Annotated in this window: 12 protein-coding genes; 6 read left to right on the top strand and 6 right to left on the bottom strand. The window is 72.2% G+C overall.

What is annotated here, in order from left to right; translation table 11 throughout:
• The first annotated feature begins 354 nt into the window (after window positions 1-354).
• The 3 genes from IEJ02_RS32925 (at window position 355) to IEJ02_RS32915 (ending at window position 3,652) form a co-directional block, all read left to right on the top strand.
• On the top strand, window positions 355-1,020 hold the full coding sequence (locus tag IEJ02_RS32925) for a bifunctional DNA primase/polymerase (RefSeq protein WP_191068169.1): 666 nt from the start codon (window positions 355-357) through the stop codon (window positions 1,018-1,020).
• Window positions 1,021-1,136: 116 nt separating this feature from the next.
• Complete coding sequence (locus IEJ02_RS32920; protein ID WP_256650294.1) at window positions 1,137-1,952, top strand: ABC transporter ATP-binding protein; 816 nt, start codon at window positions 1,137-1,139, stop codon at window positions 1,950-1,952.
• Window positions 1,949-3,652 carry a transporter gene (locus IEJ02_RS32915; RefSeq protein ID WP_191068168.1) on the top strand — a complete coding sequence of 568 codons (1,704 nt, stop codon included), beginning with the start codon at window positions 1,949-1,951 and terminating at the stop codon, window positions 3,650-3,652. Before IEJ02_RS32920 ends, IEJ02_RS32915 begins: the two co-directional genes overlap by 4 nt.
• A gap of 151 nt (window positions 3,653-3,803) precedes the next feature.
• On the opposite strand, the gene IEJ02_RS32910 is transcribed toward IEJ02_RS32915, so the two are convergent.
• A complete protein-coding gene (locus IEJ02_RS32910) occupies window positions 3,804-4,148 on the bottom strand; it encodes an SH3 domain-containing protein (protein ID WP_137978408.1) in 345 nt (114 codons plus the stop codon).
• A gap of 153 nt (window positions 4,149-4,301) precedes the next feature.
• Window positions 4,302-5,489: a lactate 2-monooxygenase gene (locus IEJ02_RS32905; RefSeq protein WP_191068167.1), complete on the bottom strand. Its 1,188-nt coding sequence runs from the start codon at window positions 5,487-5,489 to the stop codon at window positions 4,302-4,304.
• 318 nt (window positions 5,490-5,807) lie between these two features.
• Between IEJ02_RS32905 and IEJ02_RS32900 the strand changes: the two genes are divergently transcribed.
• Window positions 5,808-6,266, top strand: coding sequence for a hypothetical protein (locus IEJ02_RS32900; protein ID WP_223864865.1), 459 nt, complete (start codon window positions 5,808-5,810; stop codon window positions 6,264-6,266).
• Between the two features lie 65 nt (window positions 6,267-6,331).
• Here IEJ02_RS32900 and IEJ02_RS32895 read toward each other — a convergent pair whose 3' ends face one another.
• Together IEJ02_RS32895 and IEJ02_RS32890 are read right to left on the bottom strand one after the other, a co-directional pair.
• Window positions 6,332-7,201, bottom strand: a complete 870-nt coding sequence (locus tag IEJ02_RS32895; RefSeq protein WP_191068166.1) for an alpha/beta fold hydrolase — start codon at window positions 7,199-7,201, stop codon at window positions 6,332-6,334.
• A 646-nt stretch (window positions 7,202-7,847) separates the two neighbouring features.
• The gene (locus IEJ02_RS32890; RefSeq protein WP_037958355.1) at window positions 7,848-8,540 is read right to left on the bottom strand and encodes an iron-dependent transcriptional repressor DtxR; all 693 of its coding nucleotides are present in this window, start codon (window positions 8,538-8,540) and stop codon (window positions 7,848-7,850) included.
• Window positions 8,541-8,692: 152 nt separating this feature from the next.
• Here IEJ02_RS32890 and IEJ02_RS32885 point away from each other — a divergent pair, with 152 nt between their 5' ends.
• A complete protein-coding gene (locus IEJ02_RS32885) occupies window positions 8,693-9,448 on the top strand; it encodes an SIS domain-containing protein (RefSeq protein WP_191068165.1) in 756 nt (251 codons plus the stop codon).
• 49 nt (window positions 9,449-9,497) lie between these two features.
• Here the strand turns inward: IEJ02_RS32885 and IEJ02_RS32880 are convergent, their stop codons facing one another.
• Window positions 9,498-11,054 (bottom strand): PAS domain-containing protein, encoded by a 1,557-nt coding sequence (locus IEJ02_RS32880; protein WP_191068164.1) that lies wholly within the window; start codon window positions 11,052-11,054, stop codon window positions 9,498-9,500.
• A 483-nt stretch (window positions 11,055-11,537) separates the two neighbouring features.
• Window positions 11,538-12,236: a pyridoxamine 5'-phosphate oxidase gene (gene pdxH, locus IEJ02_RS32875; protein WP_223864864.1), complete on the bottom strand. Its 699-nt coding sequence runs from the start codon at window positions 12,234-12,236 to the stop codon at window positions 11,538-11,540.
• A gap of 350 nt (window positions 12,237-12,586) precedes the next feature.
• Here pdxH and IEJ02_RS32870 point away from each other — a divergent pair, with 350 nt between their 5' ends.
• Complete coding sequence (locus tag IEJ02_RS32870) at window positions 12,587-13,690, top strand: citrate synthase 2 (RefSeq protein WP_137978414.1); 1,104 nt, start codon at window positions 12,587-12,589, stop codon at window positions 13,688-13,690.
• Window positions 13,691-13,695: the final 5 nt, after the last annotated feature.

The following is a 13,695-nucleotide window of genomic DNA, read 5'->3' as shown; positions in this document are numbered from 1 at the left end:
GGCGTATCCGTCCCTGTTGCTGAGTGATGCCCCGCAGATATCGCAGGTATACGGTGAATGCGGAACTTGCCCGTATTGACCGCATCAACCGCATCGTTCGCGTACGGCGCCGATCCGAGTCCGGGACCGCCCTCCCCCTGGCGCCGCGGCATGGCCGCCGGACACTCGCACGCCCGTCACGCATGGTGGCTACCCGCTCACGCAGCCGCAACCCCACACGCGCCCCCGCCCGTGCACCCATGCGCCCCGCCGTGCCGTCACCGCGCACCCCGGGCCCCCGACGGCACCGCCCGTGCGGGGGCCCGGCCGTAACCCTCGTTGACGGCGGAAGTTGTCCTGTGCGTGGAAGAGACCATGGACGTGACAGGACCATCGCGGTTCCCCGCGGGAACCTCGCAGATCCCTCAGCAGCGCGGGGAGCGGCTGCGCGACGCGGCGGTGCGGTACGCCGAGGAGCGGCATTGGGACGTGCTCTCCGGCACCTGGCTCGAGGCCGTGGACGGGGTGGAGCGCTGCTCCTGCGGAACCGCCGACTGCCCGGCCCCCGGCGCCCATCCGACCGGCCGGGACTGGGTGAACCAGGCCACCGGCAGCGCGGTCGTGGTCCGCCGCATGTGGGCCAGGACGCCGCGCGCCGCCATCCTGCTGCCCACCGGCCGCACCTTCGACGCGCTCGACGTCCCGGAGTCCGCGGGCTGCCTGGCACTCGCCCGCATGGAGCGCCGCCAGGTCGAGCTGGGCCCGGTCACCTGCACCCCCGGGCGCCGGATGCTCTTCTTCGTCCTCCCGGGCGCCGCCGCCAAGGTCCCCGACCTGGTGCGGAATCTGGGCTGGCCGCCGAACGCGATCGACCTGACCGCCCGTGGCGAGGGCGACTATGTGGTCGCGCCGCCGACCCGGGTGGGGCTGCGCGGCCCGATCCAGTGGGCCCGGCGGCCCACCGCCGCCAACCGCTGGCTGCCCGACGCGGAAGAGCTGGTGAGCGCCCTGGCCTACGCCTGCGGCCGCGAGCGCCGCTGACCCTTGGGAGGGCTCTCCGGGACGGCCCCTATCGTGGAGCGACGGCGGGGGCGTCGTGACCGGCCCCCGCGTGAGACGTCAGTGGGCCACGTCCCACGGGAAAACGGGGTAAGCCGGTGCCGCAGGAACAAGCAGCAGACAGCACACAGCCACAGTCGTCCCGGGCCGCCGCCGTGCGGGTGAGCGGCCTGTGGAAGCGCTACGGGGAGCAGGTGGCGGTCGCCGGGATCGATCTGGAGCTGCCCGCCGGGCAGTTCATCGGGCTCGTCGGACCCAACGGCGCCGGTAAGACCACCACGCTTTCGATGATCACCGGCCTGCTGCGCCCCGACAAGGGGACCGTGGAGATCGGCGGTCATGACGTGTGGCGGGACCCGGTCGAGGTCAAGGCGCGGATCGGGGTGCTGCCCGAGGGGCTGCGGATGTTCGAGCGGCTTTCCGGCCGGGAGTTGCTCACCTACACCGGGCGGCTGCGCGGGCTGCCCGGCGCGGAGGTCGACCGGCGCGCCACCCAGCTGCTGGACGTCCTCGATCTCGCGGGCTCCCAGAGCAAGCTGGTCATCGACTACTCCACCGGCATGCGGAAGAAGATCGGACTGGCCGCCGCGCTGCTCCACAACCCCGAAGTCCTCTTCCTCGACGAGCCCTTCGAGGGCGTCGACCCGGTCTCCGCCCAGACCATCCGCGGCGTCCTGGAGCGCTACACCCGCTCCGGCGCGACCGTCGTCTTCTCCAGCCATGTCATGGAGCTGGTGGAGTCGCTGTGCGACTGGGTGGCGGTGATCGCGAGCGGGCGGATCCGGGCCCATGGCCCGCTGGCCGAGGTGCGGGGCGACGCGCCCTCCCTCCAGGACGCCTTCCTGGAACTGGTCGGCGCCAACCGGCGCCAGGCGGGTCAGAGCCTCGACTGGCTGGGCGGCGGCGCCCGATGACGCTCACCGACCCGCTCGACGCGAAAGGCCCGCTCGGCGCGAAGGGCCCGCTCGGCGCCGCGGCACCCGCACCGCCCGCCGTCCCCACCGGCTCCCCCACCCCCGTCTTCGTCTCGCTGAAGCTGGCGCTGCTGCGCAACGGGCTGCGCCAGTCCAGCGGCCGCCGGGCCGCGTACCTCACCTCGCTGGTGATGGCCCTGCTGTTCGCCGTGTTGCAGCTGCTCGGCCTGGTGCTGCTGCGCGGTACGAACCACGTCGACGCGCTGGTCACTCTCCTTACGGCGGTGCTCGCGCTCGGCTGGGCGGTGATGCCGCTGTTCTTCCCCGGCGGGGACGAAACCCTCGACCCGACGCGGCTGGTGATGCTGCCGCTGCGGCCGCGTTCGCTGATCGCCGCGCTGCTGGTGTCCTCGCTGATCGGCATCGGCCCGCTGTTCACGCTGACCCTGGTGGCCGGTTCGGCGATCGCCGTCGCGCACGGGGCGGCCGCCGCGGTGGCGGGGGTCCTGGCCGTGGTGCTGACGGTGCTGGTGTGCGTGGCGCTGGCCCGCGCCGTCGCCACGGCCAACACCCGCCTCCTCACCAGCCGCAGGGGCCGCGACCTGGCGGTGCTCAGCGGGCTGTTCGTGGCGATCGGCGCGCAGTTCGTGAACCTCGGGGCCCAGCAGCTCGGCGGCGAGAACGGCCTGTCCGTGCTGGAGCCGGCCGCCGCGGTGCTGCGCTGGGTGCCGCCCGCGGCGGCGGTGGACGCCGTCCAGGGCGTGAGCGACGGCGCCTACGGGGTCGCCGCGGCCCAGTTCGCGCTGACCGTCGCCGCGTTGGCGCTGCTGATGTGGTGGTGGCGGTCCACCCTCACCCATCTGATGACCACCCCGGACGCCTCCACGATCCAGGCGGCGGAGCCGCGCGAGCGGCGGAGCCCCGGCGCGGCCGACACCCCGGACGCCTCGGGCCCGTTCGCCCGGCTGCTGCCCTCCGGCCGCACCGGCACGGTGCTGCTGCGCACGCTGCGCTATGCCGTACGGGACCCGAAGACCAAGTCGGCATGGGTCACCTCGCTGGGCGTCGGCCTGCTGCTGCCCTTCATCACCGCCGCCCAGGGCAACGGCTCGATCTACTGGGCCTGCTGGGCGTCCGGGATGCTCGGCATGCTGATGTACAACCAGTTCGGCCAGGACACCTCCGCCTTCTGGATGGTCGCCCAGACGATCTCCTCGCCCCGCGACGCCTATCTGGAACTGCGGGGCCGCGCGCTGGCGCTGCTCCTCGTCGCGGTGCCGTACGTGACGGTGGCGGTGCTCGGCTGCGCCACCTTCCTGAAGAACTGGTCGGCCGCCCCCGAGGCGCTCGGGATCGCCCTGGCGCTGCTCGGCTCGATGCTGGCGACCGGCGCCATGACCTCGGTACTGGCCCCGTACTCCATTCCGCAGGACAGCGGCTACAAGAACGTCGTCCCGGCACAGGCGGGGATCGCCTGGATCAGCATCTTCGGCGGGATGATCGTGGGTTCCGTGCTGTGCGCGCCGGTGCTGGGCCTGACGATCTGGCTGCATGTCTCCGGAGCGCACGGCTGGCTGTGGGTGGTGTTCCCGCTGGGCGCGGTGTACGGCGCGGCGATCGCGGAGACCGGCCTGCGGGTGGCGGCGCCGCGGGTCGCGGCGCGGCTGCCGGAGATCCTGGCGGCGGTCAGCAAGGGGTGACGACGCGGACACGTGCGGCGGGGCCGGGGGTGAGCCCCCGGCCCCGCCGCGTGCCGTCGTACGAAAGCCTCCGCAGCCTCCGCGCCCGACTGCCGAGCGTCCGACTGCGGAGCAACCAACTGCCGCGCGCTCAACTGCCGTAACGTTCCGGCTAGTCGAGGTACTTGCTGTACACCCAGCCTCTGGTTCCGGCGTGAATTCCGGTCGTGGTCCGCTTGAGGATCTTTCCGTAGGACCAGCTGTTCTCAAAGCCCCGGGTGCGGCAGAAGTACCGGAAGGAATCCCCTCGGTAAAGCGTCCCTATAGCGCGGTACCGCTTTCCCGGTCCGGTGCGGAATCTCGCGCCGCTGGTCGAGACCTTGAAATTGACGTCCGGGGAATTGAACTGACACGCCGATGACCCCACCGCCGACGCCGTTGGCGCCAGGGCGACGGAACCGCCCAGCATCAGCACCGCCGAGAGCACGACCATCGAGGCTTTACGTTTGATCTTCACGCGACCACCCCCCATGATCAGTAATTTCATTGCGCGCCGAAGAGCGTAGCACCCGTCAATCCGGAAGCTCAGGACCCGGTAAAAACCCCGACGCCCCTCGGCGAGTCGCCGATGGATCGGTGGTGCTGACAAGTTGAAGGCCGAAGGGAATTGTCAGCAGAGCGCCTCGGGGGTGAGCCCCGCGGCATCCGTATGGCCCGACAGCGCCAGCGTCAGCTCGAACTCGGCCAGCAGGGCGCGGATCACATGCTCCACCCCCGGCTGCCCGTCCAGCCCGAGCCCATAGGCGTACGGCCGCCCCAGCAGCACCGCGCGGGCGCCGAGGGCGAGCGCCTTGAACACATCGTCACCGGTGCGCACTCCGCTGTCGAAGAGCACCGCCAGCCGGTCGCCGGCCGCCTCCACCACCCCCGGCAGCGCGTCGGCCGCCCCGATCGAGCCGCCCACCTGGCGGCCGCCGTGGTTGGACACCACGACGCCGTCCATCCCCGCGTCCGCCGCGCGCCGGGCGTCGTCGGGGTGCAGCACCCCCTTCAGCACGATCGGGCCGTCCCAGTGCTCGCGCAGGAACGCCAGGTCCTCCCAGGTCTTCCCGGCGTCGCCGAACAGCCGCACAAAGTGCAGCACCGCGGCGTCCCGGTCCTCGTGGACCGGCTTGGCGAGCCCGGCCTGGAACGCCGGATCGGTGAAGTAGTTGGCGGTGCCCACACCGTGCAGGAACGGCAGATACGCCTGGTCGAGATCGCGCGGCCGCCAGGCCAGCAGCGGGGTGTCGAGGGTGACCACCAGGGCCGTGAAACCACAGGACTTGGCGCGGCTCAGAAAGCTCCTCGTGACCTCGCGGTCCTTGCCCCAGTAGAGCTGGAACCACCGCTCGCCGTCCCCCATCGCCTCCGCCACACGCTCCATCGGCGTACTGGACGCGGAGGAGAGGATGAACGGCACGCCGTGCGCCGCGGCGGCCCGCGCCGCCGCGCACTCCGCGTCCGGGTGCATGATCGACAGCACGCCGATCGGCGCGAGCGCGAGCGGCGCGGGCAGCCGGGTGCCGAACAGCTCGACCGACAGATTGCGCCGCCGTACGTCACGGAGCATCCGGGGCACGATCCGATGCCGGTCCAGCGCCGCCCGGTTGGCCCGCTCGGTGCTGCCGCTGCCCGCGCTGCCCGCCACATAGCCCACCGGCCCGGGCCCCAGCCGCGCCTCGGCCAGCTCCTCGAGCCGGGTCAGATCGGCGGGAAGCCGGGGAACGGCGCCGGTCATCCCGTTCAGATAGATCTCGTACTGGAATGCCGCCCAGTCCTTGCCGGGTTCCGGTTCCGTGCTGTCGCCACCGATCATGTGCTTCCCTTCACCTGTCCATTACTGGTCAATTTCCCATTGTTGTAGGGGAGTAGAGGCCTCGTAGGATCGACGAACCGTCAATCGCGTTCAAGGGATCACACCGGAACGCGATGAGGACACGTTCCCGCATTGGAGTTCCACTTGCCGCTGACCAAGACAACGTGGCTGCGTGTCGGCGCGCCCGTTGCCGTACTGGCTCTCGCCCTGACCGCGTGCGGACCATTCGGCGAAAAGGGCGATACATCCGAGAACGCACGGCACACTTCCCGCTCGGGTGTCACCGATGGTCACCAGAGCGGTGCGCAGAAGGTCGGTATGCGATCGGACGGGGAGCCACCGCTCCGGCCGGGTCAGGCCGGTACGCGTGCGTTCAAGGAGGACACCGGGGTCGAGCCCACCTACCGGATCGCGGCACAGAAGGTCGACATCGGCACGGCGGCCGAGGCCAAGGCGCTGGTGTCGAACCCGGCGGACGCCGAGGGCAAGGTGCCCGCGGTGGCCTATGTGAAGTACACCCATGTGCGCGGCGCCACGGTGAAGGAGTATCCCCGGGTCGGGGACTACGCGGAGGTGTACGCGGACGGGCGGCGGGGAGCAAAGGTCACCGGCGCTGCCGGACGGCCCAAGGGGTGCGCGGACTCGGATGAGATCAAGAACTGGAGGAGCGGGCAGAGCTATCTGCTCTGCAACACCTTCCTGATTCCCGCGCGGGCGAGGTCGGTCGAGGTGATGTGGACGGAGATCGGCGGCGAGCCGTTCGTCTGGACGTTCTGAACCGGGCGCACATATGGGTCCGCGTTGGGCCCCTCACATGGCCCGTATTGGGCCCCTCGGTGCCGTCAGACGGGCAGGACGGAGGCCAGGAACGGCTCCACGGCGCGGCGCCAGCCGTCCGGCTGGTCGTAGTGGACGAGATGGCCCGCGTCCACTACCTCCGCATACTGTCCGCGGGGCAGGACGCGGACCATCTCCTGCGCCTCCGCGCGGCCCAGCTCACCGTCCAGCCCGCGCACGACCAGAGTGGGGCACTCGACCAGCGCCAGCTCTTCCCAATGGGCGTCATGGACCCAGGTGTCACGGATCTTCAGCATCTGGCGGCAGGAGAAGGCCGGGCGCCAGCCGTCCGACCGCTCGGCCATGACCTCGGCGAAGAAGTCGCCCCGGGGCGGGTTCGGCCGCTCCAGCGTCGGATCGTCCTCACCGAACCACTTGCGCACATCGGCGAGCGTCGCGAACGGCACCGGCCAGGAGCGGAACCATTCGGCCCACTCGCGCTGTGAGGCGGCGCCGAGGGCCGAGGCCCGCATATCGCAGATGACCAGCGCCCGGACCAGATCGGGGCGGCGGGCGGCGAGCTGCCAGGCGGTGAGGGCGCCCATGGCATGGCCGATCAGCGTCACGGGGGCGAGGCCGAGCTGCTCCACGGCCGCCTCGGCGTCGTCCACATAGGTGGAGCGGTCGAACGGCCCCTCGGCCGGCTTCTGGCTGCGGCCGTGGCCGCGCTGGTCGAGGCCGACCGCCCGATAGCGGGTGGAGAGCCAGCGGGCCGTCTCCGCCCAGTGGGCGGCCCGGCCCAGCAGCCCATGGAGCAACAGCACTCCGGGGCCCCGCGCTCCCTCGCGGCCAGCGCCTGCCTTGGGCGGATCGGTGAACTCCCAGGCGGCGAGCCGCACGCCGCCGGCCCCGCTCACTTCGATGCGTCGCACCATGTGGTCTGGCACCTCCAACCCTCTCTCGAACACCCTCACAGTATCGAACTCATATTCGAACACAGGGTATTGCCGTCCAACACCCCTCGTTCGAGTGACCGTGCACGGGGATTGATCGTCTGCGCCCTGGGGAGACAGCTAGCGGGAGGCGGACTGCTCGGGGAAGGGAGTCCGCGGGGGACGACCCTGGGAGCTCGGGGCTCCGGGTCACCAGGGCCCCGGGTCGCACCGGCCGCGTTCGCGCGGTCCGTGCGCACCGGGGCCCAGCGGGGGGACATGGGGAAGCGGGGCCCCGGCACCTGACGGCACCGGGGCCCTCGCTACCGAACACCCCCTTGGCGGCGCAGCCCATCGGGCCCACCGGACCCCCTCCCCTGACGATCCGACGTCAGCGACAGCGTCGCATGCGGCGGCCCGGCCCGCTCGGTTTCTGTCGACTCCGGTATCGGGAAAATCCGTCGTCGCAGGTCGTGACGGCCGAATGGCTTGAACCGGGTGTATCGGTCAGCGTGTCGAGGCACGGGAGGTGGTGCGGAAGTGTGTTCGCGCGCTGTTGGGGAGCGAGATGAGCGGCGGGCCGGGGCGGGCGTCCGCGCGCCGGGTGTTGGAGGAGTGGGACGAGCCGGAGCCGGGGAGGCGTCCAGCGTCAGCGCTTGGCCACGAAGACATGCGAGGCGATCTCCGCCTCCAGCTCCGCCGCCTCGCCGCTGCTGCCGACCAGCACCCCGCCCGCCGACTCGGTGACGCTCACCACCGAGCCCGGCTGCACCCCGGCGCGCCGCAGCGTGTACATCACCTGGGCGTCGGCCTGAATGGGCTCGCCGATGCGGCGCACCACCACCGTCTTGCCCTCCGAACCCGGCTCCAGCTCACGCAGGCTCACCATGGACTCGTCCAGGAACGGATCGGCCTCGGCCTTCTCACCCAGCTCCTCCAGGCCCGGAATGGGGTTTCCGTACGGCGACTCGGTCGGATGGCGGAGCAGCTCCAGCACCCGCCGCTCCACCGCCTCGCTCATCACATGCTCCCAGCGGCACGCCTCGGCGTGGACCTGCTCCCACTCCAGCCCGATCACATCGACCAGCAGGCACTCCGCGAGCCGGTGCTTGCGCATCACGCGCGTGGCCAGCCGGCGGCCCTCCTCGGTCAGCTCCAGATGACGGTCGCCCGCGACCGTGACCAGCCCATCGCGCTCCATCCGCGCCACCGTCTGGCTGACCGTCGGACCGCTCTGCTCGAGCCGCTCCGCGATCCGGGCGCGCATGGGGACCACGCCCTCCTCCTCGAGCTCGAGGATGGTGCGGAGATACATCTCCGTGGTGTCGATCAGTCCGGACATGCGTGCCCCTCGAAGTGTCGTGCGGTGGCCCTCAACCAATTCTGACGCATCCCACCGACAACGGGGCCGAGTCGGCCCCTTCCGCCGCAAGGGACCGGGCTGCTATTCACAGCGTCATGATCGAAACCCCCCACAGGGAAGGCGACGCGTTGATGAGCGAGTCCAAACCGGCCGGGCGATTCTTCGACGCGGCCATCGGCCTGCTGCGGCAGGTGCGGGACGAGGAGGGCGAGCATATCGCCGCGGCGGGCACCCTGATCGCCGATACCGTCGCCGCGGGCGGCCGCCTCTTCACCTTCGGCGCCGGGCACTCCTCCCTGCCCGCGCAGGACGTCGTCTACCGCGCGGGCGGGCTCGCGCTGATGAACCTGCTGCCGGTGCCGGGAGCGGTGGGCGTGGACGTCGTCCCCGCCACCCTGGGCAGCGCGCTCGAACGCGTCGACGGGCTCGCCACGACCGTGCTCGACAGCAGCCCGCTCCAGGCCGGGGACCTGCTGATCGTGATCTCGCTGTCCGGGCGCAACGTCCTGCCCGTGGAGATGGCCATGAGCGCGCGGGATCGCGGCGTCAAGGTGATCGGGGTGACCTCGGTCGGCTACGCGACCGGCACGACCTCGCGCAACCCGTCCGGTGGCTTCCTCAAGGACCACTGCGACCTGGTCGTCGACAACAAGATCGCGGTCGGGGACGCGGAGCTCACGGCGGACGGCGTCGGCGCGCCCTTCGCGCCCGCGTCCACCGTCGTGACGAGCGCGATCATGCAGTCCATGGTGGCGGCCGGGATCGGGGAACTGGCCGAGCGCGGGATCGAGCCGCCCATGCTGAGGTCGGGGAACGTGGACGGCGGGCACGAGTGGAACCGTAAGGTGATGACCGAGTACGGGGACCGGATCTTCTACCGGTGGTGAAACCTCGCCGGGGCGCCCTTACCGGTGGTGGGGCTTGCCGGGGGCGGCGTCAGCGGCTGCGCACGGCCAGGTCCACCGAGGCGGCGACCCGGGCCGCGACGTCCTCCGCGTACGTCGCGTCCGTCCGGTCGAAGGCCCGGCGGCTGGAGGTGCGCAGGAAGGTGACCACGCCGAGGGTGCGGCCGCGGCTGCGCAGCACCGCGCACAGGCCGTGCACCGCGCCCTCCGGCCACTTGCGGGCCGCCGCCCACTGGACCGCCCCCGACTCGTCCGACCGTCTCGCGCTGGCCCGTACCGAACCGCAGCGCTCGACCGACTGGAGCGCCGGATGGCCCTCCGGGTAGGCCAGCGGGATGCCGCCCGGGACGACGGGCGGGCAGGGGCCGGGGGCGCCGGTGGGCGTGGCCGCCGCCCGGACCAGCCGGATCCGGTCGGCCGGGGCGCCCGGCGGCGGGTCCAGGACCAGGTCGATCAGGGCGTGGTCGGCGAAGCCCGCCAGCGCGAAGTCCAGGTGGACCGAGGCCGCCTCCATCGGGTCCTCGCATTCGGCCGCCGCCCGCGCCGCCCGGTGCAGCTGGTTGCCCCGGAAGCGCATCCGGGCGCTCTCCTGCTCCTGGCCCTTCACCTCCGTCACGTCCTGGAAGATCCAGGCCACCCCGAGCGGCGCCGGTTCCTCGGTGAGCGGTGAGGCCAGCCGGAGGAAGCCGCTGCGCCAGCAGCGGCGCCGCCCCGCCGCCCCGGCCTCGCCGCGGTCGGTGCCCTCGCCGCGCACCGCCTCGTCGTCGTCGAGCAGTTCGTAGCGCACGCCCTCCGCGCCCTCGAGGCCGTCCGCCGCGTCGGCGTCGGCGTCCCGCAGCGTCACCCACAGCTCGGTGGGCGCCGGGGGCGCGCCCTCCGCCAGCACGTGCTGGAGCGCGGCCTCCGCCTCCTCCACGCCCTGGTCCAGGAAGTCGCCCAGCGGCCGTCCGGGCGCGGCCTTACGGACGGTGCGCAGCGCGCCCGCCGCGTTGGCGTTGACGACGGCCACCCGCAGATCCGCGTCGACCAGGACCACGTTCCAGGACGCGTCCTCCAGCAGCGCCTCGCTCAGCGCGATCGACCGCTCCAGCTCGACCTGGGCGTGCGCCTCGCTGAAGGCGCAGTACACCCCGGCCGGGCGGCCGTCCGCGCCCGGCACGCCCGAGGACTGCGTACGGACCAGGACCCGGCCGCCGTCCTTGGTCAGCAGCGCGAACTCGTGCACCCGGCGTCCCGTGGCGCCCATGGCCTCCTTAAGGCGCGCCTCGACGTCCCGGGCGTCCCCCGGGCGGGCCGCCCAGCCGCCCAGCCCCTTGCGGCCGACCGCCTCCGCCGCCGTCCACCCGAGGATGCGCTCGGCCTCGTGGTTCCAGTGGGTCACCCTGCCGTCGGCGTCGAACGCGCACAGGGCGGCGTCCATCCCGTCGAGCAGCGCGGCGAGCAGTTCGGAGTCCGGCCGCCCGGGGCCGTCCGGGCAGTCGGGGTGGCCGGACGCCGACGGGGCCGCGCCCGGCTGTCCCGGGACCCCCCGCGAGGACCGGGCGGAACGCGCTGGACGTGCGGGTTCGGAACGTTGTGAAGCGCTCACCTGACACCCCTTGCTGGACGTGGCTGTCTGTGGTGGGGCACGTCGGACATTGAACTCGAACGTGACACGCGCCACACCGCATTCGTCGAAATCGTTGCCTCACGGAAATTCGCTTGTGTGTGGCAGGAGGGGGTTCTTAGGGTGTCGGTACACGAGAAGGGAGGTGGTTCGGCAGATGTATGAAATCCGGACGCGTGAGGTGACTGCGGGCTAGCAGTCCGTCGTCGCGCTCAGCGCATTCGCCGGACTGGCGCACCAGAGGTGCGCGGCCGGCCAATCCCAAGCAGTCACCCGACCCGCGGGTCGCCGGTACGTCCGACCGGCCCCCTTCCGCCTCTCGAGGGCGTCAGGGGACAGACCCGCGGGTTGTCCGCGTTCTCAGGGCGTCCTGAGGGCCGGGCCCCGGGCCCCGAGGGCAAGGCGGCCGCGCGGCCCACCACGAGACCCTTACGGCCGTCGCCCTTTACGGACGCAGCCGCTCCACTACGGGTACAGCCGCTCCACCCGCCAGCCGCCCTCCTCCTCGGGCAGCCGGACGTACCGCAGCCGGTCGTGCAGCCGGTTCTCCCGGCCCTGCCAGAACTCCACCGCCTCCGGCACCACCCGGAACCCGCCCCACTCCGGCGGCACCGGCACCTGCTCGCCCGGCGGATAGCGGTCCGCCAGCTCCTCGTACGAGCGGTCCAGCTCCTCCCGCGAGCCCACCACCGTGGACTGCGAGCTCGCCCACGCCCCCAGCTGCGAGCCGTGCGGCCGGGTGCGGAAGTACGCCGCCGTCTCGTCACGGCCGGTGCGCCGCGCGGTGCCCGTCACGATCACCTGCCGGGCGATGGGGTGCCAGGGGAAGAGCAGCGCGACATGCGGGTTCTCGCCCAGCTCACGGCCCTTGCGGGAGCCGTAGTTGGTGTAGAAGACGAAGCCGCGCTCGTCGAAGCTCTTCATCAGGACCGTGCGGGAGCTGGGGCGGCCCTGCGCGTCGGCCGTCGAGACGACCATGGCATTCGGTTCGAAGAGCCCGCTGCCGACGGCGTCCTCGAACCACCGGGTGAACTGCCGGAACGGATCGTCCGCCAGGTCCGCCTCGCCGAAGCCGGCCGCGCGGTAGTGCTCGCGCATGGCGGCCGGGTCGTACGTACGCGTGGAGGAAGCCGAGGGCTCCGAGTCAACGTGAGGCACGGGCATATCTTGCAACATCATCGGTCCGTCGCACGGGCGGCCTCGGAAGAGCGCTCTCCCTCCCCCGCCCCGGCGCCCCGTAACCCTCCCGCGTTCCGGAGGGGATGTGCCGCTTCTCACGCTTCCCCATGGGCAGCACACGCACCAGACTGAGCGGACCACGCGCCGCCCGTTCGGCGCCTGGGCAGGCACCACCCGTGTCCCGGAGGTCACTCCCCGCCACGGTTGGGTGACCACCACCCGCACGGGGCACACCACGGAGTGACCGGTACGGACCGCGAGCCGTGTCAGGCGGCCGCGTAACCGTTCCGGCACCGTCCGCCGCCGACCGTCGTCCCGCAATGAGGAGCCGCCTGATGTCCGACTTCGTACCCGGACTCGAAGGAGTCGTCGCGTTCGAGACGGAGATCGCCGAACCCGACAAGGAAGGCGGCGCGCTCCGCTACCGAGGGGTGGACATCGAGGACCTGGTGGGCCATGTCTCCTTCGGGAACGTCTGGGGTTTGCTGGTCGACGGCGCCTTCAACCCGGGGCTGCCGGCCGCCGAGCCGTTCCCCATCCCGGTCCACTCCGGGGACGTCCGGGTCGATGTGCAGTCCGCGCTGGCCATGCTCGCGCCCGTCTGGGGCCTCAAACCGCTGCTGGACATCGACGAGGAGCAGGCCCGCGAGGACCTGGCCCGCGCGGCCGTGATGGCCCTGTCCTACGTCGCCCAGTCGGCCCGCGGCCAGGCGAAGCCGATGGTGCCGCAGCGGGAGATCGACAAGGCCGGAACCATCGTGGAGCGCTTCATGCGGCGCTGGCGCGGTGAGCCGGACCCCAAGCACGTGGCCGCCGTCGACGCGTACTGGACCTCGGCGGCCGAGCACGGCATGAACGCCTCCACCTTCACCGCCCGCGTCATCGCCTCCACCGGCGCCGATGTGGCCGCCGCGCTCTCCGGCGCGGTGGGCGCCATGTCGGGGCCGCTGCACGGCGGCGCGCCCTCCCGGGTGCTCGGCATGATCGAGGAGATCGAGCGCACCGGGGACGCCACCCGCTACGTCAAGCAGGCCCTGGACCGGGGCGAGCGGCTGATGGGCTTCGGCCACCGGGTCTACCGCGCCGAGGACCCGCGGGCGCGGGTACTGCGGCGCACCGCCAAGGAGCTGGGCGCACCGCGCTTCGAGGTCGCCGAGGCGCTGGAACGGGCCGCCCTGGACGAGCTGCACAACCGCAGGCCGGACCGGGTGCTGGCGACGAACGTGGAGTTCTGGGCGGCCATCGTGCTGGACTTCGCCGAGGTCCCGGCGCCCATGTTCACCTCGATGTTCACCTGTGCCCGTACGGCGGGCTGGAGCGCGCACATCCTGGAGCAGAAGCGGACCGGCCGTCTGGTGCGGCCGTCGGCCCGGTACGTCGGGCCCGGCGCGCGCAGCCCGCACGACGTCGACGGCTACGGGAACACCGCCTCGCGGTAGGTCCG

The sequence above is a fragment of the Streptomyces sp. 5-10 genome (genome assembly GCF_014712245.1).
Lineage (GTDB): Bacteria > Actinomycetota > Actinomycetes > Streptomycetales > Streptomycetaceae > Streptomyces > Streptomyces violaceusniger.
Note: the sequence above shows the minus strand (reverse complement) of the source record. Positions and strands in the feature narration are given on the sequence as shown.

What these genes read in the sequence shown, in the direction of transcription:
- IEJ02_RS32925 (WP_191068169.1), top strand. Translation starts at nt 355, where the DNA reads ATGGACGTGACAGGACCATCGCGGTTCCCCGCGGGAACCTCGCAGATC.
- IEJ02_RS32915 (WP_191068168.1), top strand. Translation starts at nt 1,949, where the DNA reads ATGACGCTCACCGACCCGCTCGACGCGAAAGGCCCGCTCGGCGCGAAG.
- IEJ02_RS32905 (WP_191068167.1), bottom strand. Translation starts at nt 5,489, where the DNA reads ATGATCGGTGGCGACAGCACGGAACCGGAACCCGGCAAGGACTGGGCG.
- IEJ02_RS32900 (WP_223864865.1), top strand. Translation starts at nt 5,808, where the DNA reads ATGCGATCGGACGGGGAGCCACCGCTCCGGCCGGGTCAGGCCGGTACG.
- IEJ02_RS32895 (WP_191068166.1), bottom strand. Translation starts at nt 7,201, where the DNA reads ATGGTGCGACGCATCGAAGTGAGCGGGGCCGGCGGCGTGCGGCTCGCC.
- IEJ02_RS32890 (WP_037958355.1), bottom strand. Translation starts at nt 8,540, where the DNA reads ATGTCCGGACTGATCGACACCACGGAGATGTATCTCCGCACCATCCTC.
- IEJ02_RS32885 (WP_191068165.1), top strand. Translation starts at nt 8,693, where the DNA reads ATGAGCGAGTCCAAACCGGCCGGGCGATTCTTCGACGCGGCCATCGGC.
- pdxH (WP_223864864.1), bottom strand. Translation starts at nt 12,236, where the DNA reads ATGCCCGTGCCTCACGTTGACTCGGAGCCCTCGGCTTCCTCCACGCGT.
- IEJ02_RS32870 (WP_137978414.1), top strand. Translation starts at nt 12,587, where the DNA reads ATGTCCGACTTCGTACCCGGACTCGAAGGAGTCGTCGCGTTCGAGACG.